Origin of the sequence: Aureispira sp. CCB-E, from assembly GCF_031326345.1 — a bacterium.
GTDB lineage: Bacteria > Bacteroidota > Bacteroidia > Chitinophagales > Saprospiraceae > Aureispira.
On record NZ_CP133671.1, the window covers coordinates 1,174,759 to 1,195,214 of the forward strand.

Here is a 20,456-nt window from a genome sequence, read left to right on the forward strand (position 1 = left end):
TGTTTTTGTAAGCGGATTTCTATTATAATAGGTCTTTTAGTTTTGTACTTAGCTTTGTTATTTCCTGCGGTTGTGAGCCAGCAAGCTGGATTTGTTACTCCCTGTGGTCATGAGCTCGCATAGTTCGGTTCGTTGCTACTTTATGGGAACCACGGAGTAAAGTTAGTTTTTAATTGGATATTTTGTCTGCCACAATTACGATCAATATTATAAAAATGACGACAACATTACATACCAAAACACCTTTGTTTTATGCCCACCGCTTGAGTAGCCAATTGAATAAAAAAATTTATTTTAAAATGGATTGCCATCAACCAACGGGATCATTTAAAATACGAGGGATAGGAAAGCGTTGTCAAGAAGCCGTAGAGGAAGGCTACGAGCATTTGGTAATAGCTTCGGGAGGCAATGCAGGATTGGCAACAGCGTATGCAGGTTGGAAAATGGGAATAAAAACAACCGTTGTTGTGCCAACAACCACAAAAATGTCTATGCAAACCAAAATTTCGAGTTTAGGAGCAACCGTCAGGGTATTTGGTGACGTTTGGAATGATGCCAACGTTTTTGCACAGAGTTTGGTAAAAAAAGAAAAGGCAATTTATATCCCACCTTTTGATCATCCAACCATTTGGGCTGGACACGCATCTGTTATTGATGAATGCGATAGCCAAATGGCACCACCCGATGCCGTTGTTGTGGCTGTAGGAGGTGGAGGTTATTTTTGTGGGGTGATGGAAGGAGTGTTACGCAATAATTGGAATGCTACTCAAGTTATTACTGCTGAAACTCATGGCGCTGCTTCTATGAAAAAATCATTGGAGCAACAACAATTGGTTACATTGGATGAGATAGCGTCTATTGCTTCTTCTTTGGGAGCCAAACGGGTTGCCAAACGAGCACTTGAATATGGATTGGCGCACGACGTAATTCCTTGTGCGGTTAGTGATAAACAGGCACTAGAAGCTTGTCGTTCATTTTTGAACGATACAGGGAGTTTGGTAGAGCCTGCTTGTGGTGCAGCTCTGTCGGCAGTGTACCATAATTTAGATGTGATTCAAAACCTAGATACTATCTTGGTTTTAGTTTGTGGAGGATCTGGGCTGAATTTAGAGCAGTTTAATGCTTATTTGGAAGCTTATTTATAACAATTATTTGCTTCTAGTTGTAGAGAAATAGCTCTTTTGATATAAGGTGCTTTTTTATATTTTTTATAAAAGAAGTATAAAATTAGAGAACTTCTATTGCGAGACATTGAACTAATAAAATCAACGATTTATACAACCATTGATGGTTATAATCGTATACAACTAAAGCAAGAACTTGACCCTAAAGTCAGTTGCTTTCATATTTTTTGTGCATATTGTATCCAAAATTTTGGCATTGGCAAACAACGGTATCTTAATAACTCATATGAGTTTTTATTAAAAAATAAAGGATTCTATATCAGTTTTTTAATTCGCTAGCGAGCAATTCTATGAAGCGCATTTAGATACTTTGGGATGTATGTGTTAGAAGGGGAACATTTTTAGAAGAGTAATAACGCATTTATTTGCGGTGCCCAATATTTATGTATTTGTTATTAATTTCAATAGTTTGTTGAAACCACGAAGTAGCAGCGTAGCTAACTACTATAATTTTATAGTAACAAAGTATTAGATGGACTATTATAAAAGAGAATCAAAACAAAAAAATGATAGTAAGTGCAATATTGGAGGGAGCATTAGCAGGGCTGATATTAAGTGTATTTGTAGGACCAATATTTTTTACCATGCTACAATTAGGAGTTGAGCATGGCTTTAAGGCAGCATTTGCATTAGCCCTTGGTCAATGGGTGAGTGATTTGCTGTATATTTTTCTAGCTTTTTGGGGAGCAATTTGGGTAGAGGAGATTATTGCAGATGAGGTTAAACAAGCGACCTTTGTGTGGTATAGTGGAACAATAGGAGGATGCTTATTGTTGTTGTTTGGAGCAGGTTTGTTGTTGACAAAATCTGTGTCTACCAAAGGGTTAGATGATGTAGAGATTGTAGATTACAAAGTATCTAAGAAAGCCTATTTTGCTTACTTTTTGCAAGGCTTTTTGATTAATACCATTAATCCAACACCACTGCTTTTTTGGATGGGGTTGATGGCCTTTGCAATTAATAGCAATTATATAGGAGGAGCAACGGCAGCATTGTACATTGCTGTGATGTCAGTAGTAATTTTGACGGATTGTTTAAAAATCTACTTGGCCAAAACCATTCGCAATAAATTGCAGGCACATCACTTCTTATATGTTAGAAGACTAGCAGGTTTGGTTTTAGGTGGGTTTGGTTTGGTATTACTTTTGAAAGTAACTGTTTTGTAAACAGTAGATTATAAGTGATAATTTTAATCGACATTATAGTATGAAAAAATCTTGCCTAAGGCTTAACAAATTATAACAAGACAATAGATAGAACAATTGTAAATACATTATTGTATCAATTTATTTAACCCAATAGTTTACTTATGAAAATTACGTATTATACTTACACGTTTTTACTTTTGCTATTGACAACAGCTGTAACGTATGCACAATCTTCTGTGTACTTCTTTTATGATCCAGCTTGTATGCAAAAATTTGATTATGAACGTGTAAATACTTTTCACGATATTGCTTATACCGATTATTATATTTCGATTAATGATGCCACAAAAGCAATATTTAGAGTACAGAAAGATCCGTTAAATTTAAATAAAAAAGTTGTGAATGAGATTCCTGTGAAACCGTTTATGTGCGAAGATCGTACTAAGATATCGGCAGTCTTAATGGATGCAATCAATTCCAACCAAAAGATGGCTTATATGGTGGTAGAAAAGGGATCAAAGTATGTTTTATACGAAATTCGTTCTGTATCCACTTTGACAGAAAACCAATCAGGTATTGTTTATGATGATCCTACTTATGGTTTTAAATACGATTACTTAGTATCCAAACCAGGAGAAATTTTAAATAAACAAACCAATAAAGAACGGAATGTGTTTTTTGAGAAGAAAGGTACCAACTCTTGTTTGGCTAGTTATCAATTCAAAATTGTTAGTCGCCATGTAGAAACACCAATCAAACATTTAAGTGTTGTTTCTACCGTAGGGGTCGATAGAATTTACACTTCTCAAGGAGAATTGGCATTACAGCGTATCAATGATATTCCTTTGTCAACATTTGTTGCACAGCGTTGCAATACACCTGTTGTCACAACAGTACCTACCGTTGTTGAAGTTCCTGTGGCGACAAGCCGACCTATTATTGAAGATACTGTAGGAATGTCTGATGTAGAGAAAAGGTTGTGGTTGTCAAAGAAATTAGGAGGTTTTACGGCACGCTCTATTGAGCCAATATCGAAGCCAGTTGCTCCAACTGCTAAAGAGCCAATGAATCCTACGGAATCAAGAAATACAACTAATGCAGCGAGTACGGCTTTGGCTAACGAACTGTTACCTGGTGGAATTTACTTGGTAAAAGAAAAAGAAAACTTATATACTATTTCAGAGAAGTTCAACATTTCGATACAGCGTTTAGTGGCTATTAATAATCTAGAAGGATATGCTTTAGGCTTGAATCAAGCCTTAAAGGTTGTTGATGATGGATCAGTTCCTAGCAAAAGTAAAAATCCTTTGATTAAAATGGATCCTGTTGCCAATACCAAAACAACCATTCATGTAGTGGAACAAGGAGAGACATTGTATGAAATTTCTAAATTATACGGTTTAGAATTAAAAGATTTGTATGCTTTGAATAAGCAATTGACGGATTCTCAAATAGATATTAACCAACAGTTGGTTGTAGGTTATGAGCAATTAAACAAATAGTTTTTCAATATTTATTGCTTCCGTTGAGAGCAATTGGCAAGAGGTTTTTTCTTTTAGAAAAAACCTCTTGTTTTTTTAGGCTCAGTTAATTGCATCCCAAGGAGTATCGTTATTTATTTGCTCAAGAGTTTTGAAATATTTGACAATATTTTTAGATTTGTCTAAAAATATTGTTAGTTAAATCTAATTGTCTTGTGTGATCTATGGAAGAAAACGTACAAATCGCCTTTATGCTAACTATCTTAGCTGGATTGGCAACAGGAATTGGTAGTGCCATTGCTTTTTTTGTAAAAGATAAAAGCACCAAATTATTAACTTTTGCAATGGGATTTGCAGCAGGAGTGATGCTATATGTTTCTTTTATAGAAATTTTGCCAGAAGCGATTATCAAATTAACAGAAGCTTATCATAATGATGAAAAATTAGGAACTACCTACGGAGTGATTGCTTTTTTTGTAGGAATGTTGGTGGTTGCGATTATTGATAAACTGATTCCTGAGGCAGAAAATCCACATGAATTTTCTACAGGGCTAAAGGAAAAAGAATTGGTAGAAGAAGGTGCGCCAGATCCCAAAAAATTAATGCGTATAGGGGTTTTAACGGCACTAGCTTTAGCTATTCATAACTTTCCAGAAGGAATAGCGACTTTTGTAACCGCTTTAGACGATCCAGAATTAGGGTTGACAATAGCGATAGCCATTGCGATTCATAATATTCCAGAAGGAATAGCTGTCTCTATGCCCATTTATTTCGCAACAGGGAATCGCAAACAAGCTTTTGGTTATTCTTTCTTGTCAGGAGTTGTAGAGCCTTTAGGGGCAATCTTAGGTTACTTTATTTTGATGCCTTATCTGAATGAAACTTTAATGGGAGTTCTCTTGTCGGGGGTTGCGGGAATTATGGTTTTTATTTCTTTAGATCAATTATTACCTGCAGCAGAAGAGTATGGAGAACATCATTTGTCGATATATGGTGTTGTTTTGGGAATGGTCGTAATGGCGGGAAGTTTGATTTTGATGATATAGAAAACTATAGGAAAAAAATATTGAATGCTTCAAGGTCAAAAGAAGCATTCAATATTGGAACGAGTTAGAACTTCATATTCTGAAGTTAGCATAAAACAACTACTTGGAGAAAATAGTATTGTGTTGTTCTTGTACTCGTATAAACGTGGTACGTTTGGTCAATTCTTTTAGCCTTCTGGCTCCGACATAAGTACAAGTAGAGCGTAAACTACCTAGAATATCTTGAACAGTCGCATTAACAGCACCACGATAAGGAATTTTGACTGTTTTTCCTTCAGAAGCTCGATATTCTGCTACACCACCCGAATGTTTGTTCATGGCAGTTTCCGAACTCATTCCATAAAACAATTTGAAAGATTTATTGGCTTCTGTAACCGTCTCGCCTCCGCTCTCATCATGACCAGCTAGCATACCACCTAGCATTACAAAATCGGCACCTCCTCCAAAAGCTTTGGCAATATCACCTGGAATTTTACAGCCTCCATCAGAAATAATTTGTCCACCCAATCCATGAGCAGCGTCTGCACATTCAATAACGGCTGAAAGTTGTGGATAGCCTACTCCTGTTTTAACTCGAGTTGTACAGACAGAACCAGGACCGATACCTACTTTAATTACATCGGCACCAGAGAGCAGCAATTCTTCTACCATTTCCCCTGTGACAACATTACCTGCAAGTATTACTTTATCAGGGTATTTGTCTCTAGTCTTTTTTACAAAATCTACGAAGTGCTGAGAATAACCGTTGGCAACATCAATGCAAATAAATTTTAAGGCAGTATGCTCTTGCAAAAGATGATCTAACTTTTCAGCATCTTTTTTTCCAGTTCCAGTGCTAACAGCAATATAGTCAACAATAGAAGGGCTGCTATGTTGCATGAAATTTGCCCATTGTTGTATTGTATAATGCTTGTGTATCGCTGTAATTAACTGTGCTTGACTTAGGGCTTGTGCCATTTCAAAGGTTCCTACAGTATCCATATTGGCAGCAATAATAGGAACACCTTTCCAGTAGATGCGACTGTTTAAAAAAGAAAATTCACGTTGCAAAGTAACCTCTGATCGAGATTTTAGAGTGGAGCGTTTAGGTCGAAACATGACGTCTTTAAAACCTAATTTGATATCTGATTCAATTAGCATATAGAGTAAGAATATTATAAGTTATTCAATTCAATAATTTGCTAAAACACAGCATCGTGTATAGCGGTTAAAGCTACAAATAAAAATTTAGAAGAAAAAAATAACAATTGCGTCTTTCTCAAAAATTGTCGTCTAGTAAGTTGTTATTTAATTCAAAACAGGTTGTTGAAAGAACAACACAAACTAATTTTTATTATGAAAGCAATTTATTTGATCACTGGAACAACATTATTATTAGCAATAGGAACCGCCTTTGCAGCAAAGAACAATACATCATGTTGTGGACAAAGTGAATGTGTGCCTAATTGTTGTACGAATCAGCAAGATTGTTGCAAAGGAGAAGGTACTTATTGCATCCCCAATTGTTGTAAGTAAAACAAATTAAAAAAAGAGATGGTAGTTTACCTACCATCTCTTCTTCCTTTATTTTTGAATAAAAGTAGTGCTATACACTCCAATACCAGACGCTTTTATTCTTTGTTGGGAGATACCATATTGGGAACAGGTTCGTTGTTTTTTAAAAATCGCTCAAACCATGATAAAACTTCTTTATTAACCTCTGGTCTAAAAGCACCCAAACCATGATCTCCTCCCTCAAATATTTTTAAACGATATGGAACACGGTATTTGTCTAATTCCAAGGCAAGCTTTAAAGCGTGTGTAGATTTTACACGCCAGTCAGCATTACCATGTAGAATTAAAATAGGAACCTCTTTAGAAAACTGTTCAGCAAAATGGCAAGCTGAGCGTTTTTTTAGTTCAACATCTTTGTTTTTCCAGTAATTAGGGATTAATTCAGCATAGACACCCGTTTCCATCATAGGGCGCTCAATAGCCATATTGTCGGTAGGAGCTCCACCTACTACTGCTGCCTTGATTTGATTGGTTTTAGTTAGCGCAAGATAGGTCATCATGCCACCACGGCTCCAGCCATACATACCAATTCGAGAAACGTCGGCTTGAGGAATTTCTTTTAATACCTCAATTAAGTTCAAGACATCGTTGACATCGTTTCCACCAAATTCATCTTTTCCTTCACTTTTGCCACAACCTCTGTAGTTACACCCAATGACAATATACCCTTCTTTTGCCAATTGCGTAAAAAAGTAAGCCACAGGGTATTTAAATTTTCCCTTAAGCAGTTGCAAGGCTCCAAAATCCCTATTTCCTCCTCGGTTATAGATGATAACAGGATATTTCCCTTCTTTTTTGGGGATGGCGGCAAAGGCTTCAATTTTTAAACTATCGCTCCAGTAGGTTATTTCTTCGACATCAACCTCTGAAAGAGCACTAAAAGGTTTGATAAATTGCTCTTTGTTAATATCTGTATATAGTTTCGGAAATTGTTTCCAATCAACTTTGTTTTTGCTAATAATGCGAGGGGTTTGCGCTTGAAGAATGGATGTTGTTAGGCATAGAATGGTTAGTATAAATGTTCGTTTCATTTAAGGTAAATAAGATTAATTGAAGTAAAAAAATGATAAAAAATAGGATGTTAATTAAAATAGATTGCTGACCATGCCGCTTCCGCCAGAACTCTCTCCAGCTGTACGAGTTTGCAACCATATTTTGCCACTTCCTGTTACTTGGCACAAAAATCCTTCGCCACTAGTTAGGGTCTCTTTAATGCTTTTAGAAATTGTTTTTAGACTAAGAGATGCTTCAAAAGCTACCAAAGCACTTTCATCTATATAGATGGGTTTCTGTGTGTTAATAGTTTGCTCTAAGATGGTTCCATGTCCCTTTAAGATTAAGTTTCCCTTACCTTTTGTACGTAATTTTAGACCATCGTTGAGCGCACTTTTCCAATCTTGTTTGGCAAGTTCAATATCCAAACCAGTGGTTCTAGCAAAGTGCGATTGAGGGTCAAATAAAACAGGGCATTGAGCATTAATATCTAAAGAAAATAGTTCTGCATTGTTTTTGGGGGCAAATATGAATTGAACCGATTCTTGAGCCGTATACATATTATAAATCAGACTCTTACCAAAAGCTGTTGCCAACCAATTTTTAACACCTCGTGCTTCGATTTTATTTTCTTGGTGGTATCTCCCATTACAAGAAATTAGCACTCCCTTTTCTGTAATAATTTTTTCTGAAGGATTCATTTTTGCAAGAAGAAATGAGCCAGGATAGGGAGAAATTTGTAAGTCCATTTTGAGAAAAAAATATTTCGTTAAAAAATAATTGAACAAAGCAGTAGTTTGTTTTTTTTATGATACCAAGTATAGCTATATACATTAGAAAGGGGATTAGAAGTTCATTTTTTAGAATAAATGGGATGTATGATAGAAAATTATCGACAAAAGAGAAAAGTTGGAGTGATGGATAGGTTTTTTAGTTAGAAAAAGTTAAAAAGGTATATTAAGAAAGACTTGTCTTAGAATTATTATTTAAATACAACGACGACATTGCCAACTTTATGCCCTGTTTCGACATAACGATGGGCTGCTTGCATCTCACTTAAAGTATATTCTCGATCAATAACGGTTTTCAGTTTCCCCGCTTCAATTAAATCTTTTAAAAACAACAAATCTTTTTTGCGTAGTGCTTCTGGTCGAAGTCCAGTAGCCGAAAATTTGAGTTTCTTTTGACGAAAGAGGTTACCTATGAGCATCTGCATCATACCCGCCATAGATAGCACAGGAGTTAAAAATACGCCTTGTTGCTTTAGTGCTTTTTTACTCTTAGAAAAACTAAGCTTACCAACGGTATCAAAAATGACATCGTATTTTGTAGGTTGCTTGGTAAAATCTTTTTGAGTATAATCAATGACAAAATCGGCTCCTAGAGAACGAACTAGTGCTTCATTTTTGCCACTACAAACTGCTGTTACTTCTGTGTCGAAGTATTTTGCCAATTGCACGGCTGCTGTACCGATACTCCCCGAAGCCCCATTAATTAAGACTTTTTGCCCTGCTTTTAATTGTATTGTATCTCTAAAAAAAGATAAGGCGGTAGAGGCACCGTCAATCATGCCTGTGGCTTCAGCTGCGGTCATATTGTGTGGTTGCTTGACAACCAGACTATCTTCTGGCAAACAAATGTATTCTGCGTAAGCACCACAGTTTAAATCTGTAGCAGCCATTACTTTATCCCCAATTGCGTATTGTTGAACTGATTTTCCAATGGCTATCACCTCGCCTGCCAAGTCAGTACCAGGAATTGCTAATTTGGGTTTGGTTAGACCAGTAAATAGTCTTCCAAAGTAAGGTTTTCCTGTTCGCATAAAAATACTAGCTGCCGTTACAGCCGTTGCTTTAATCTGAATAAGAATTTCATTGTCTTGTAATTTAGGTAGGGCAACTTCTGTATATTCTAAAATTTCGGGACCTCCATATTGATGGCAGACAATTGCTTTCATAGTTGTGTTTGTCATGATACTATTTTTTGTAAGTAAATTTGATAACACAAATGTAGTGGAGTTTGAAAAAGCAATCGTTCGAGATTATAAATGCGAACGAATTGCCTAAAAATTAGTTGGTGAGAACCAAGGTCATGAAGATTGTTTTAAGTAGTTTTTAGGAGTCATTCCTGTTTCTTTCTTAAAAAAAGTATTAAAAGCTGTTTTAGAATTAAAACCACTCTCATAGGCAAGTCCTAGTAAGGAAAGGTGACTGTTTTCGGGTAATTGAGCCAACTTTTTAAATGTTTCTACTCTATAATAATTAATAAATTCGGAGAAATTCTTACCAATTTTCTCATTGAGCAATTCTGATAATTTATTGGGGTGAATTTGGAGCATTTGAGCTAACTCTCTAAGACTCAAATTTGCTTGTAAGAAAGGCTTTTCTTCTAAAATGATTTGTTGAAGTTTGTTATAATAGTACAGGCTTTCTGCTTCACTCAAAGAAGACTTTTTATATTTTTTCTTCGTTTCTGTTACAACAACAGGCTGCCCTAAGACAGTTTGCATCAAGGCTTGAAAACGAGGCGATTTTCGAAGATCTTTTAGGCAAGGTTCGATATTTAAATAAATCATCATAGGCAAACGATGCTGTACGCCTTGTTCGATATACTGAAGTGCCATTTCTTGTTCGCCCAACATAGCATGGCAAATAATAAGTAAATTGGATGCACGATCTATTAAATCAGTTTCTAGAAGTGCTTCTAGTTTTTTTATCCCTTCTTTTGCTTGGGCTCGATGTCCCATGGCAGCATGTGCTAATGTGATGCCTCCCAGACGTTGTATGTCTCCTGTTTTGTCGTTGGGTCTATTTTCAAAGAAAGTCATGCCCTCTTGATATTTTCCCATTAATAAAAGGGCTTGCCCCCAATACAAAATAGAAACCGAGGAATTAGGATTGAAATGAAGGCTTTTTTGGAAATGCGTTATGGCTTGTTCGTAATGTTCTTGAGCGTAGAAAATATATCCTTTTAAATGATAGTTGATCCCCGAAAAAGGGTCTATTTGTAAAGCTGTATCTATGTAGTGAAGCGCAGCTTTAAATTTCGCTTCTGCCACTAAAATAGATGTCATTGTTTGGTATGCTTCGACAGTAGGAGTGGTGTCCAATGCTTTTTTGATATGAACATAGGTTTGAGGAAAGTTCCATTCCCGCAAACAACTCATCCAAGCTAAATGCAGCTGACACTCTGCTAAGTTGGGGGATAATTCAATCGCTTTTTCTAAGTAGGGTTGCCCTTTCAAAAAAGCTTCATTAGCAGGGATTAGCCCAATGGTTCCTAGTAACGTATAGCTCAAGTGCATTCCTAAATATGCTTGTGGAAAATGTGGTTGAGTTGCTAACAATTCTTGAAGCATTTTAACACCTTGGTTGATCCCTACAGCAGTCATTTTTAAAATGTAATACCTGCTTTTTAAATAGATTTGATAATGCTTAGTACTGAGGTTTGGAGCATCTATTAGGTGTTCTTTGATGTCAAAATGCCCTAAATGCTCTCGCAACTTATCGGCAATTAACAAACTGATTTCATCTTGCACTGCAAAAATATGATCTGTGGAACGATCAAAGGTCTCAGACCAAAAATGAAAATCCTCTCTAACATCAATCAATTGAGCTGTAATGCGCATTAAGTTACCTGCCAAACGAACACTGCCTTCTAAAATAATGGAAACATTTAATTCTTTCCCAATTTGACCGATAGGAATGTTTTTGTTCTTGAAGAAGAAAGAAGAAGTACGAGAAGTTACTTTTAAGCTGGGGATTTTTGCCAAGGCATTGATAATTTCTTCGGTCATGCCATCACTAAAGTACTCGTTTTCTTGATTGGCACTCATGTTGACAAAAGGCAGTACTGCAATTGATTTTTGAGGAGGATTGAAATTATCTTGAATAGTCATTGTTAATTAAATTAAATATAGTCGCACCCAAAGACTAAATTAGATGGTTCAAAAAAAATTAATGAATATACAGAGCCTTAAAATCCGTATTTGACCAACTACAAAACCTATGTTGGGTTTGGAGTGTAAGTTACAAGAAAAAAATTAAGATTAAAAAACTCATATTTATTGAATTTAAATGGCTTAAGAGTGGTTGTGTATTATAATAATTTCCCTATTTTGGGCAATTGAAAGCAATGATCAAGAACCATGTTTGTATTTGGGGAAAGATCAAAGCGGTTTCTATTAATTTATTTATAACTATTCTCCAATATCATTACTTCGTGAAAACCACGCAGTAGCAGCACAGCTAACTAAAAGTAAAGCGCCCACAGAGTAAATCGAATCAGTTGAATTATCCGCAAGATGTGCTTTTATTGCTAAGCGCTTTAAAAGGTTGATAATTAAATTGATGTAAGGGTGTTTTTTATTTTTTGTAAAAAATGAAAAAAGCGACGAAGTATTATAATATACTGGGGAACAAAAAAAATCAAAATGATTAACATTACTCTTCCTGATGGCAGCGTTCGTAAGTATGAGTCAGGAGCAACTGGACTAGACATTGCCAAATCAATTAGTGAAGGCTTGGCACGCAATGTATTATCTGTAAAAGTAAATGGCGAAGTATGGGATGCCACTCGTCCTATTGAAAATGATGCAGCAATACAATTGTTAACCTTTCGTGATGATGATGGCAAGGCTACTTTTTGGCATTCTTCGGCACATCTAATGGCAGAAGCATTGGAAGCCTTGTACCCTGGGGTTAAGTTTGGGGCTGGTCCTTCTCTTGAAAATGGCTTTTATTATGATATAGATTTGGGAGATCGAACTTTATCTAGCAATGATTTTGAAGCTATTGAGAAAAAAATGTTAGAATTGGCGCGCCAAAAAAATGAATACCTAAGAGAGCCGATTAGTAAAAGTGATGCTGTTCAATACTTTACAGAGAAAGGAGACGAATACAAGCTGGAATTGCTAGAAAAGTTAGAAGATGGAACCATTACTTTTTACAAACAAGGAGGATTTACCGATTTGTGTCGTGGACCACATATTCCACATACTGGTTTTATCAAAGCTATCAAATTGACAAAGGTATCTGGCTCTTATTGGCAAAACAATGAAGAAAATGCTAGAATGACTCGTGTTTATGGAATTACATTTCCAAAAGCAAAAGAGTTGAAAGAGTATTTGGAGATGATTGAGGAAGCTAAACAACGTGATCATAGAAAGCTAGGAAAAGAATTGGAGCTGTTTATGTTTTCGGAAAAAGTTGGAGCAGGTCTGCCAATTTGGTTGCCTAAGGGAACTGCCCTAAGAAATAGATTGCAGGACTTTTTGACAAAAGAACAAATTAAGCGTGGTTATCAATTAGTAACTACTCCTCATATCGGACACAAAAATCTATACATTACTTCTGGGCATTATGAGAAGTATGGAGAAGATAGTTTTCAACCAATTAGCACACCTAAGGAAGGGGAGGAGTTTATGCTCAAACCAATGAACTGCCCTCATCATTGTGAAATATATGCGCACAAACCGCATTCTTACAAAGAGTTGCCGTTAAGAATCGCAGAATTTGGGACAGTATATCGCTATGAGCAAAGTGGTGAGTTGCATGGTTTGTCTAGAGTACGTTGTTTTACTCAAGATGATGCTCATTTGTTCTGTACAGTAGATCAACTAAAAGATGAATTTATTGAAGTGCTCAATTTGACGTTACTGGTCTTTCGTAAGATGGGCTTCAGTGATTTTACAGCACAAATTTCCTTGCGTGATCCAGAAAAACCAGAGAAGTACATCGGTTCAAATGAAAATTGGGATGCTGCTGAACGAGCAATTATAGAGGCAACTCAAGAATTGGATTTAAAGACGGTAACAGAATTAGGCGAAGCTGCTTTTTATGGACCTAAATTGGATTTCATGGTTCGTGATGCTTTGGGACGTTCTTGGCAACTAGGAACGATTCAGGTAGATTATAACTTGCCTGAGCGTTTTGAGTTAGAATATACAGGAGCAGATAATGCTCAACATCGCCCAGTGATGATTCATCGTGCGCCATTTGGTTCATTGGAACGTTTTATTTCCGTTTTAATAGAACATACAGCAGGGAAATTCCCATTGTGGTTAACACCTGAGCAATACGCCATTTTACCAATCTCTGATAAATTTGTCAGCTATGCCAATGAAGTGAAAAACAAATTGGAGGCTCAGGATATTAGAGGGTATATGGATGATAGAAACGAAACCCTGAAACGCAAAATTAGAGATGCGGAAGTGAAAAAGGTGCCTATTATGTTGATCGTTGGGGGGAATGATGTAGAAGGAGAGACAGTTTCTGTTCGTATGCAAGGGGTAGAAGATGGCGATAAAGGTGCCATGACTATTCCGAACTTTATTGAGTTTTTCAATGGCTTGTTAGAGCAAGAAGGATAGGGGGCTTTTCTTTTTTATTCCGCTTTAGAAGTTCTGTTATTGAGCTTTAGGAATACTTATGAAGAAAGGATTCTCTAATAGATAGTTTTAATTGATAAATCGGTAGGAAAGTTTTTTCTACCGATTTTTTGTTTGGGTAATAATGTAAATATATGGCAATAGTCCTTCAAGGTTGAGCAAGCAAAAAAATAAATGATGTTATTTATTTGATTTATAATGTGAAAGAATTTTTTTTAGAAAAAAAATCAAATATTTCAAGTAAGGAATACCTTTAAGCCTGTTTTTTTATACTTTTGCCCTTTTAAACTGTTGAAAACGTATAATTGCAGCAAAACCAGCTTGCTGGCTCACAACCGCAGGGAGTAACACAGCTAAATCGTATTAATTTAGCTCGCTGTGCTCGGTTCGGGTTCTATGAAAATTACAATATAAAACCAAAACTAAAATCAAAATGAAAACTATCACATTATCTATGTTACTGTTTATGTCATTATCCATCTTGGCTCAAGATAATATTATACAAAGAGATGGTTCTGAAATCAAAGCTAAGGTACTTGAAATAACCCCCAAAATTATACAATACAAGCGTTTTGATAACATTAATGGACCAACCTATTCTATTCTGAAAGCTAATGTATTTATGATCCAATACGAGAATGGAACGAAGGATGTATTTCAAGATACTACTGTTACCACTATTGCTATTCCTCCTACTACTAATCTTATTGACACACTTCGAACCGAAATAGATAGTTCTATTATACGAAATTACATCTTTGTTAATGGCGCTATTAGTGTAGGATTCAATCAAACGACTCCAAATAGTCACGGGCATGTTACTTATACTAGTATTGGACATACTGGAGGTTTATTTTATGAAATGGGAAATGTTGTTTTTTTTGCACCTAAGAAAATGCCAAAAAACCTTGGAATTGGTTTAAATTTTACTTGGTTAAGTATTGGTGTTACATATGGATACCCTTATCTTTATCTTTTCCCATATACAGGAGGTTTTGGACCTCATTTTTCTTTTAAATTAAACCCAAAGTCACATCTTGATATTTATGTTAAACCAAGTGTTAGTATTCTGCCTATTGAGCAATCCTTTAAAGCAGCTTTTTTAATGGATGTAGGAGTAAGTTTCCGGTATAAAGCATTTACAGTCGGTATTAGCGGTGCTATTATACCTACCTTATATGGCGACTACTACGTTTCTGGAAATAAAGCACCTTCGTACAACATACCACATAGATATAGCCATATCAAACTCAGGATAGGTGCTAGCATTCAAAACAAGTATTAATTTAAACACTAAATACCCTCTCTAATGAAAATTTTAATTTTATTTATTGCTACACTAATAAATTTCAACCTTATAGCCCAAGATAATATCATTAAGATCGATGGTTCAGAAATAAAAGTAAAGGTTACAGAAGTACAACTTGACTTCATAAAGTATAAACGTTTTGACAATATCAATGGTCCAACTTACTCTATTCCTAAATCTAACATATTTATGATTCAATATGAAAATGGAACTAAGGATCTTTTTAATACGTGTAGTTTTGTCCGATCAACTATTGCCTATTCATTTGATACACCTAGTCTGCCTGATAGTCTAATTATGAGAAATGGTATATACCTAACTGGAGGAGGTAAATTTGGTTTTTCAGCTTCTAGTTATACAGATTTATATGGCACATATATGATGCCATCTTTTGTAGGGATAGATATTGAAGTAGGAGGGGTGTTGTATTTTATGCCTAGATATATGCCTAAACATTTTGGTTTTGGTCTTAACTTAATGCTTTTTAAGCTAGGAGTGACATCACCTTATGGCTTTTGGCCATACACTAGTTCTATCGGACACCAAATATCTTTTCGTGCCGCAAAAGACATACTTGTTGATTGGTATTGTAAAGCTGGTGTTAGTTTAATTAAAGATGATGTTTATTTCCAACCTAAATTTATACTAGATACAGGAGTTGATATCAGACTAAAATCTCTTATAATTGGTGCTTCTGCATTTGTCTATCCAAACGAACCTGAATATAGCTATCTTAGGATTCGGATAGGAGCCTTTATTCCTATCAAGAAAGCTGCTTTTAATACTGAAAAACATTCTTAATAGTTATTCTATTCAAGGAAAAGAAATATTGGATTAACTTCTATAAAATTGGTTTGTGAAGTTTGCTATTTCAACTTAAAAGATTTTAATTTAGAAAATTCAAAGTAACTATACTCAATATGGATACAATAATTTTATTATAATCCAAGCCTACAATTTTTACAATAATTCACCACCATAATTTTATGAAAAAAAAATGAGCCATCCCGATTGACGGAATAGCTCATTTTTTCTAAATAGAAATTCTATTTTATTGAACAGTATGTGTTACCATTTGAGAAACCAAACTAGCGGCACTATCTGTAGCTACATAGAAATTAGCTGTTGCAGTTCCATTACCAGCAGTAGAGGCATGGTTAAATGTAAACTTGAAGTCGACAGAATCGCCAGCAGGAACAGCGAAGTTATTGCTAACAACGTTAGGAGGGAAACAGATTGTAGGATCGCAAACATTTATAATCCAGTTGGATGGATTGCTTGCACCTTTTGTTGAGTTCCAGTTCAAGGTAATATCAGCAGTATTGGGATTGTATACTTTCATTTTATAGTCAGTATCTCCATCTGTTGATCTAACTGTTTGACTAGTTGGATCAATTGTAATGATTTCAAAGTATTGAGTAACTGTTGTTAAGCTGTAGTTGAATGCTTTTTCTGTAAGTGTTTTATCTTCAGAATCATAGAATTTTAACATTCCAGTACCAACACCAGCGTTGCCATTTGGCATAATCATGAAAGTAATCTCCACAGAACCATTTGCTGGAATTGTTAATGTACCAGAAGCAGTTGAGCTACCATTGACACTGTAAGTCCATCCAGTAACTGCAGCTGTTTCTACACGCTCCCATTGGATTGTTGCTTCGTTAGCTGTTGAATTGCTAACGCTGAATTTCATGTGGCTGTGACTGTTAGCTAAGCCTAATTCAGTAGCAGAAGTTTTAGATAAACTAACCGTTACAGGAGTTTTAGTTTCTTCTGTACAAGCAGTAAAAATTAGGGCGACAAGAGTCAAAGCTGCAAGTATCTTTTTCATAGAATTTTAATTTTAAATTTTTATACGGAAAATATCAATTGATTAGAGATATAAAGTTATGAATAAATTACCATATATCCATATACTTTAACATCTACTTACAAGATTAAACTAAATAGTTGGTTTTTGCAAGTGAAAAGAGAGAAGGAACTTTCTTTTATAAAAATAAAAGAGGATGAAATGATTCATTTCATCCTCTTAAAATCAATGGTTAAAATTGATTATATATTAGAACAGACTATTGACGTACAAAACGCTTCGTAGTTTTTCCTTGCTCTGTTACGATATTTACAAAGTATACACCAGCAGCTAATTCACTAGTATTTACTTCTAGAACATTTGTTCCACTGAAAGAACCATTTGCTACTTGTTGTACTTGTTGACCTAATGCATTTACGATGTTGATATTAGCATCAGCAGTATTTTCCATAGTAAACTCAAGTGTCATTTGGCTACTTACAGGATTAGGCATAATGCGAACTTCAGCAGCTTCCTTTTGAACATTGTTTACGCTAACTACACCATCTGCGATATTGATGTTGTCAAGGAATAAGTTGTTACCATAAGCAGAAGTACCTTTGAAACGGATAACAACATCATTTGTGTTGTCATAAGCAGTTAAATCAACAGTAGTTGATCTCCAATCAGAAGCAGCGGAAGGAACAAATTGAGTTTGTGATGCTGGCAAAGTCATAAGAGCAGAACCTGCTTGATTCCAAACAGTAGTCCAAGTAGCACCACAGTCTGTAGAAACTTCTACTTCCAAGCGGTCATTTTCACTAGAGTATTGACGGTAAGCATGGTCAAAACTTACAGCAGAACCAGCACCTAAGTTTACTTTGTTCATAACAACACTCATAGAACCAGATTGTATCCCAAAGAAACGGAAACGGATGCTTCTGTTAGATGCAGCCATACCACCAATTGCTCCATAGTTGTATGTAGGACCATCCAAAACAGAGAAACTTGCTTCTGGAATACTAGCATCAGCATCAAAAATACCTGTAGCCAATGTACGAGAGTATCCTGTTCCAGAAGTCAATGGAGCAGACTCCATACCTTCTGTAAGAGGTGCAGCAGCAGCAGTTGTAGGCAATTTGCTATAGCTTTCTGGTGCCATAGTTACAGGACCTTGGCTATAAGTACCACCATTGTTAACATCTGTAATTGTATATTCTACGTTAGAAGAACCAGCAGCCAATGTTGCTCCTGGGAATGTAATAGCAGTAGATTGACCAGAAGCCAAGTTACCAGTATATGTTTCAGAAATTGGAGCACCACCATTGATAGTATATTGTGCTGTTACAGAAGTAACAGGAATAGAACCATTGTTTGTAAAGTTTACAGAAGGTGTAAAGTTATAGTTACAGTAACCAGCACCAACAGTTGAATTAGCTGTTGCACCAACATTTAACAAACCAGGAACGTTTCCAGCTGTACTCTTCGTACTTTGGTGTACTACTTTAGTACCGTTGTTTTGTACAAAACCAACAAAACTTACTTGGTTCAAATCTCTGATATAAGAAGGAGGCGTTACCGTAAGTGTATACATAATTGAGTCTCCAGCAGGAATTGATCCAATAGTTGCACCAGCTGTAGATGAGCTACCAGTACTTGCATCATACATGTCACGTACTACATAGAAAAATGCTGTTTCTCCGTTAGAACCAGGAGCAGATGCAAATGTAATGTTTTCTTCTACCATTGCCAAGTGGAATCTATCAGCATCTGCGATTGCAGCAGAAGTTACATTTTTGATAACAACATTCACATCAACACTTGTACCACTTGTCCATGTTTGGTTAACTCTTATTTCGTATGGAGTCGTTAGTGCAGCAGCATTTGATAGTGTAGAAGAAGTAACGGCAGTATTAGGTGCAGCTGTAGCTCCTCCGTTCAACGATGCATCTGGAACACCTGAAACACTATAGTAGTTTCTTCTATCATTTGGACCAGCAGGGTATTCTGCATTCATTGGGTCAGTCCCAGGCCAAGATACTTGATACGTAATCTTAGTGTAGTTGGCTGTACCAAAATTATTCAATGTATTGTACATTGTTGGATTTTGAGAAGCACAAGGTCCACAAGATGCTTGTGTAAAGTGTTCAATAAGCGGTTTTTTAGCTATTTGAGCTTGCACAAGTGCGGTTGTAGATAAAGCACATAGTGCTGATAATAAAAATTTTTTCATAAGACTTGATTTACTATTGTTAAAGTTAAAACGTTTCTAAAGTTAGATTTATTAATACATGAAGATATTAAAGAATGTCCATAAGTTGTATTACACCAAAGTTAAAAAAGTAATTCTAAAAAACAACCTAATTTGTGTAATTTTTTTAGGTAAGTTGAACTTATGACAAAACAATATTCTGAAATATAAAATTTTACTCCAAAATCGATTATGAGTGTAATGTTCTGTTCTATTTTGTTCAATATTGTGGAATCTGCTATCGTTATTGAACTTTTAATGATTGTGAACTGTTCAGTTCTAGTGAGTTATTTATAGATTAAATTTTGACCTTTTCAATAAAAAAGGCAAAATTTTTGGATAAAAAATCTAAATTTACACGATATTTGCATATATTAAGTAAAAGTGGAAAATTCTAGCCACAACCTACCTCTTCTTATCTTTCATCATAATACCTCCAATATTATTTTTTTGAAAGCGGTAAGGGTTTGTAATAATAGCACATAGAGAATAATAAACGCTTGACAAAATCAAAGAACGCCTATGTTAAAAACTATACTAATAACTACATTTCTTTTGGTTGCACTCCTCTTACAAGGACAAAGTAGCTTCCACGTATCGGCTACTTATGCTACTAAGCAGGGGCAAATCGATAAGGAAGTAAGCCCATCTGTTGTGCTTCGAAACTTAACTTCCAAAACAATAGAACTTAGTTGGGAAGTAAAGAAATCCAATTTGTCTGAAGGATGGGAAGCGGTTGTATGTGACCATCAGTGTTATACTTCTTTAGTAAATAAACGTACTTTTAAATTAGAACCTAATGAAGTGTTGCATGATTTTAAAATCTCTTTTCGACCCAATGGAAAACAAGGTATGGGGAATATAGAGGTACATCTTTATGATGTATCAGACGAAGTAGGAACCGAACAAATAATTACATTCAGTGCTGCTGCTCAAGGAACACATACTGCTATTCACGACTTTTCGAAAGAAACAACTGTTCCTAAAGTTTTTCCAAATCCAGCAATAGACTATATCCATATCAAAGATGACTACAATAGAGTTGCCTTGATAGAAATATATAATGTAGTTGGTCGAAAAATGGAACATTACTCGGTTAATCATGCTGGTGCAAAGTATGATGTTAGTAGCCTCCCTAAAGGAATGTATATGGTACGTATGAGAGATGCTAATGGAAACATTGTGCGTACACAGCGTATCAGCAAATATAATCCTTAGAATCGTATCGCAACTAATAAAAAATAAGAAGCCTCTCTAAATTAAATTATTTAGAGAGGCTTCTTAGGTTTGGCGACAACTTTATCGCAAGAAAA

16 protein-coding genes are annotated in these 20,456 nt (G+C 35.5%); 9 read left to right on the top strand and 7 right to left on the bottom strand.

Going from position 1 to position 20,456, the window contains the following annotated elements:
- Positions 1 to 215: 215 nt before the first annotated feature.
- The 4 genes from QP953_RS04425 (at position 216) to zupT (ending at position 4,859) form a co-directional block, all read left to right on the top strand.
- Entirely contained in the window at positions 216 to 1,145 is a 930-nt protein-coding gene (locus tag QP953_RS04425) for a pyridoxal-phosphate dependent enzyme (protein WP_052594774.1), read from the top strand.
- A gap of 545 nt (positions 1,146 to 1,690) precedes the next feature.
- Positions 1,691 to 2,350: a LysE family translocator gene (locus tag QP953_RS04430; RefSeq protein ID WP_052594772.1), complete on the top strand. Its 660-nt coding sequence runs from the start codon at positions 1,691 to 1,693 to the stop codon at positions 2,348 to 2,350.
- A 143-nt stretch (positions 2,351 to 2,493) separates the two neighbouring features.
- Positions 2,494 to 3,834 carry a LysM peptidoglycan-binding domain-containing protein gene (locus QP953_RS04435; RefSeq protein WP_052594770.1) on the top strand — a complete coding sequence of 447 codons (1,341 nt, stop codon included), beginning with the start codon at positions 2,494 to 2,496 and terminating at the stop codon, positions 3,832 to 3,834.
- 203 nt (positions 3,835 to 4,037) lie between these two features.
- Positions 4,038 to 4,859: a zinc transporter ZupT gene (gene zupT, locus QP953_RS04440; RefSeq protein WP_052594769.1), complete on the top strand. Its 822-nt coding sequence runs from the start codon at positions 4,038 to 4,040 to the stop codon at positions 4,857 to 4,859.
- A gap of 99 nt (positions 4,860 to 4,958) precedes the next feature.
- Here the strand turns inward: zupT and QP953_RS04445 are convergent, their stop codons facing one another.
- Complete coding sequence (locus QP953_RS04445; RefSeq protein WP_309554098.1) at positions 4,959 to 5,999, bottom strand: GMP reductase; 1,041 nt, start codon at positions 5,997 to 5,999, stop codon at positions 4,959 to 4,961.
- 195 nt (positions 6,000 to 6,194) lie between these two features.
- Here QP953_RS04445 and QP953_RS04450 point away from each other — a divergent pair, with 195 nt between their 5' ends.
- The gene (locus QP953_RS04450; protein WP_309554099.1) at positions 6,195 to 6,374 is read left to right on the top strand and encodes a hypothetical protein; all 180 of its coding nucleotides are present in this window, start codon (positions 6,195 to 6,197) and stop codon (positions 6,372 to 6,374) included.
- A 95-nt stretch (positions 6,375 to 6,469) separates the two neighbouring features.
- Here QP953_RS04450 and QP953_RS04455 read toward each other — a convergent pair whose 3' ends face one another.
- The 4 genes from QP953_RS04455 to QP953_RS04470 form a co-directional block, all read right to left on the bottom strand.
- Positions 6,470 to 7,444, bottom strand: a complete 975-nt coding sequence (locus tag QP953_RS04455; protein WP_052594763.1) for a S9 family peptidase — start codon at positions 7,442 to 7,444, stop codon at positions 6,470 to 6,472.
- Between the two features lie 54 nt (positions 7,445 to 7,498).
- Positions 7,499 to 8,155: an AIM24 family protein gene (locus QP953_RS04460; protein WP_309554100.1), complete on the bottom strand. Its 657-nt coding sequence runs from the start codon at positions 8,153 to 8,155 to the stop codon at positions 7,499 to 7,501.
- A gap of 233 nt (positions 8,156 to 8,388) precedes the next feature.
- Entirely contained in the window at positions 8,389 to 9,378 is a 990-nt protein-coding gene (locus tag QP953_RS04465) for an NAD(P)-dependent alcohol dehydrogenase (RefSeq protein ID WP_309554101.1), read from the bottom strand.
- A gap of 117 nt (positions 9,379 to 9,495) precedes the next feature.
- Positions 9,496 to 11,304: a helix-turn-helix domain-containing protein gene (locus tag QP953_RS04470; RefSeq protein WP_309554102.1), complete on the bottom strand. Its 1,809-nt coding sequence runs from the start codon at positions 11,302 to 11,304 to the stop codon at positions 9,496 to 9,498.
- A gap of 534 nt (positions 11,305 to 11,838) precedes the next feature.
- On the opposite strand from QP953_RS04470, the gene thrS reads away from it, so the two are divergent.
- The 3 genes from thrS (at position 11,839) to QP953_RS04485 (ending at position 15,904) form a co-directional block, all read left to right on the top strand.
- On the top strand, positions 11,839 to 13,776 hold the full coding sequence (thrS, locus tag QP953_RS04475; RefSeq protein WP_052594760.1) for a threonine--tRNA ligase: 1,938 nt from the start codon (positions 11,839 to 11,841) through the stop codon (positions 13,774 to 13,776).
- A gap of 451 nt (positions 13,777 to 14,227) precedes the next feature.
- Positions 14,228 to 15,079, top strand: a complete 852-nt coding sequence (locus tag QP953_RS04480; RefSeq protein WP_309554103.1) for a hypothetical protein — start codon at positions 14,228 to 14,230, stop codon at positions 15,077 to 15,079.
- Between the two features lie 24 nt (positions 15,080 to 15,103).
- Positions 15,104 to 15,904, top strand: coding sequence for a hypothetical protein (locus QP953_RS04485; RefSeq protein WP_309554104.1), 801 nt, complete (start codon positions 15,104 to 15,106; stop codon positions 15,902 to 15,904).
- A gap of 250 nt (positions 15,905 to 16,154) precedes the next feature.
- Here the strand turns inward: QP953_RS04485 and QP953_RS04490 are convergent, their stop codons facing one another.
- Positions 16,155 to 16,934, bottom strand: coding sequence for a hypothetical protein (locus QP953_RS04490; RefSeq protein WP_052594753.1), 780 nt, complete (start codon positions 16,932 to 16,934; stop codon positions 16,155 to 16,157).
- A gap of 238 nt (positions 16,935 to 17,172) precedes the next feature.
- Positions 17,173 to 19,125, bottom strand: a complete 1,953-nt coding sequence (locus QP953_RS04495; RefSeq protein ID WP_309554105.1) for a T9SS-dependent choice-of-anchor J family protein — start codon at positions 19,123 to 19,125, stop codon at positions 17,173 to 17,175.
- A 540-nt stretch (positions 19,126 to 19,665) separates the two neighbouring features.
- On the opposite strand from QP953_RS04495, the gene QP953_RS04500 reads away from it, so the two are divergent.
- Entirely contained in the window at positions 19,666 to 20,361 is a 696-nt protein-coding gene (locus tag QP953_RS04500; protein WP_052594751.1) for a T9SS type A sorting domain-containing protein, read from the top strand.
- Positions 20,362 to 20,456 lie beyond the last annotated feature (95 nt).

Excerpts from the sequence above, each read along its gene's own strand:
- QP953_RS04425 (WP_052594774.1), top strand. The coding sequence starts at position 216 with ATGACGACAACATTACATACCAAAACACCTTTGTTTTATGCCCACCGC.
- QP953_RS04430 (WP_052594772.1), top strand. The coding sequence starts at position 1,691 with ATGATAGTAAGTGCAATATTGGAGGGAGCATTAGCAGGGCTGATATTA.
- QP953_RS04435 (WP_052594770.1), top strand. The coding sequence starts at position 2,494 with ATGAAAATTACGTATTATACTTACACGTTTTTACTTTTGCTATTGACA.
- zupT (WP_052594769.1), top strand. The coding sequence starts at position 4,038 with ATGGAAGAAAACGTACAAATCGCCTTTATGCTAACTATCTTAGCTGGA.
- QP953_RS04445 (WP_309554098.1), bottom strand. The coding sequence starts at position 5,999 with ATGCTAATTGAATCAGATATCAAATTAGGTTTTAAAGACGTCATGTTT.
- QP953_RS04450 (WP_309554099.1), top strand. The coding sequence starts at position 6,195 with ATGAAAGCAATTTATTTGATCACTGGAACAACATTATTATTAGCAATA.
- QP953_RS04455 (WP_052594763.1), bottom strand. The coding sequence starts at position 7,444 with ATGAAACGAACATTTATACTAACCATTCTATGCCTAACAACATCCATT.
- QP953_RS04460 (WP_309554100.1), bottom strand. The coding sequence starts at position 8,155 with ATGGACTTACAAATTTCTCCCTATCCTGGCTCATTTCTTCTTGCAAAA.
- QP953_RS04465 (WP_309554101.1), bottom strand. The coding sequence starts at position 9,378 with ATGACAAACACAACTATGAAAGCAATTGTCTGCCATCAATATGGAGGT.
- QP953_RS04470 (WP_309554102.1), bottom strand. The coding sequence starts at position 11,304 with ATGACTATTCAAGATAATTTCAATCCTCCTCAAAAATCAATTGCAGTA.
- thrS (WP_052594760.1), top strand. The coding sequence starts at position 11,839 with ATGATTAACATTACTCTTCCTGATGGCAGCGTTCGTAAGTATGAGTCA.
- QP953_RS04480 (WP_309554103.1), top strand. The coding sequence starts at position 14,228 with ATGAAAACTATCACATTATCTATGTTACTGTTTATGTCATTATCCATC.
- QP953_RS04485 (WP_309554104.1), top strand. The coding sequence starts at position 15,104 with ATGAAAATTTTAATTTTATTTATTGCTACACTAATAAATTTCAACCTT.
- QP953_RS04490 (WP_052594753.1), bottom strand. The coding sequence starts at position 16,934 with ATGAAAAAGATACTTGCAGCTTTGACTCTTGTCGCCCTAATTTTTACT.
- QP953_RS04495 (WP_309554105.1), bottom strand. The coding sequence starts at position 19,125 with ATGAAAAAATTTTTATTATCAGCACTATGTGCTTTATCTACAACCGCA.
- QP953_RS04500 (WP_052594751.1), top strand. The coding sequence starts at position 19,666 with ATGTTAAAAACTATACTAATAACTACATTTCTTTTGGTTGCACTCCTC.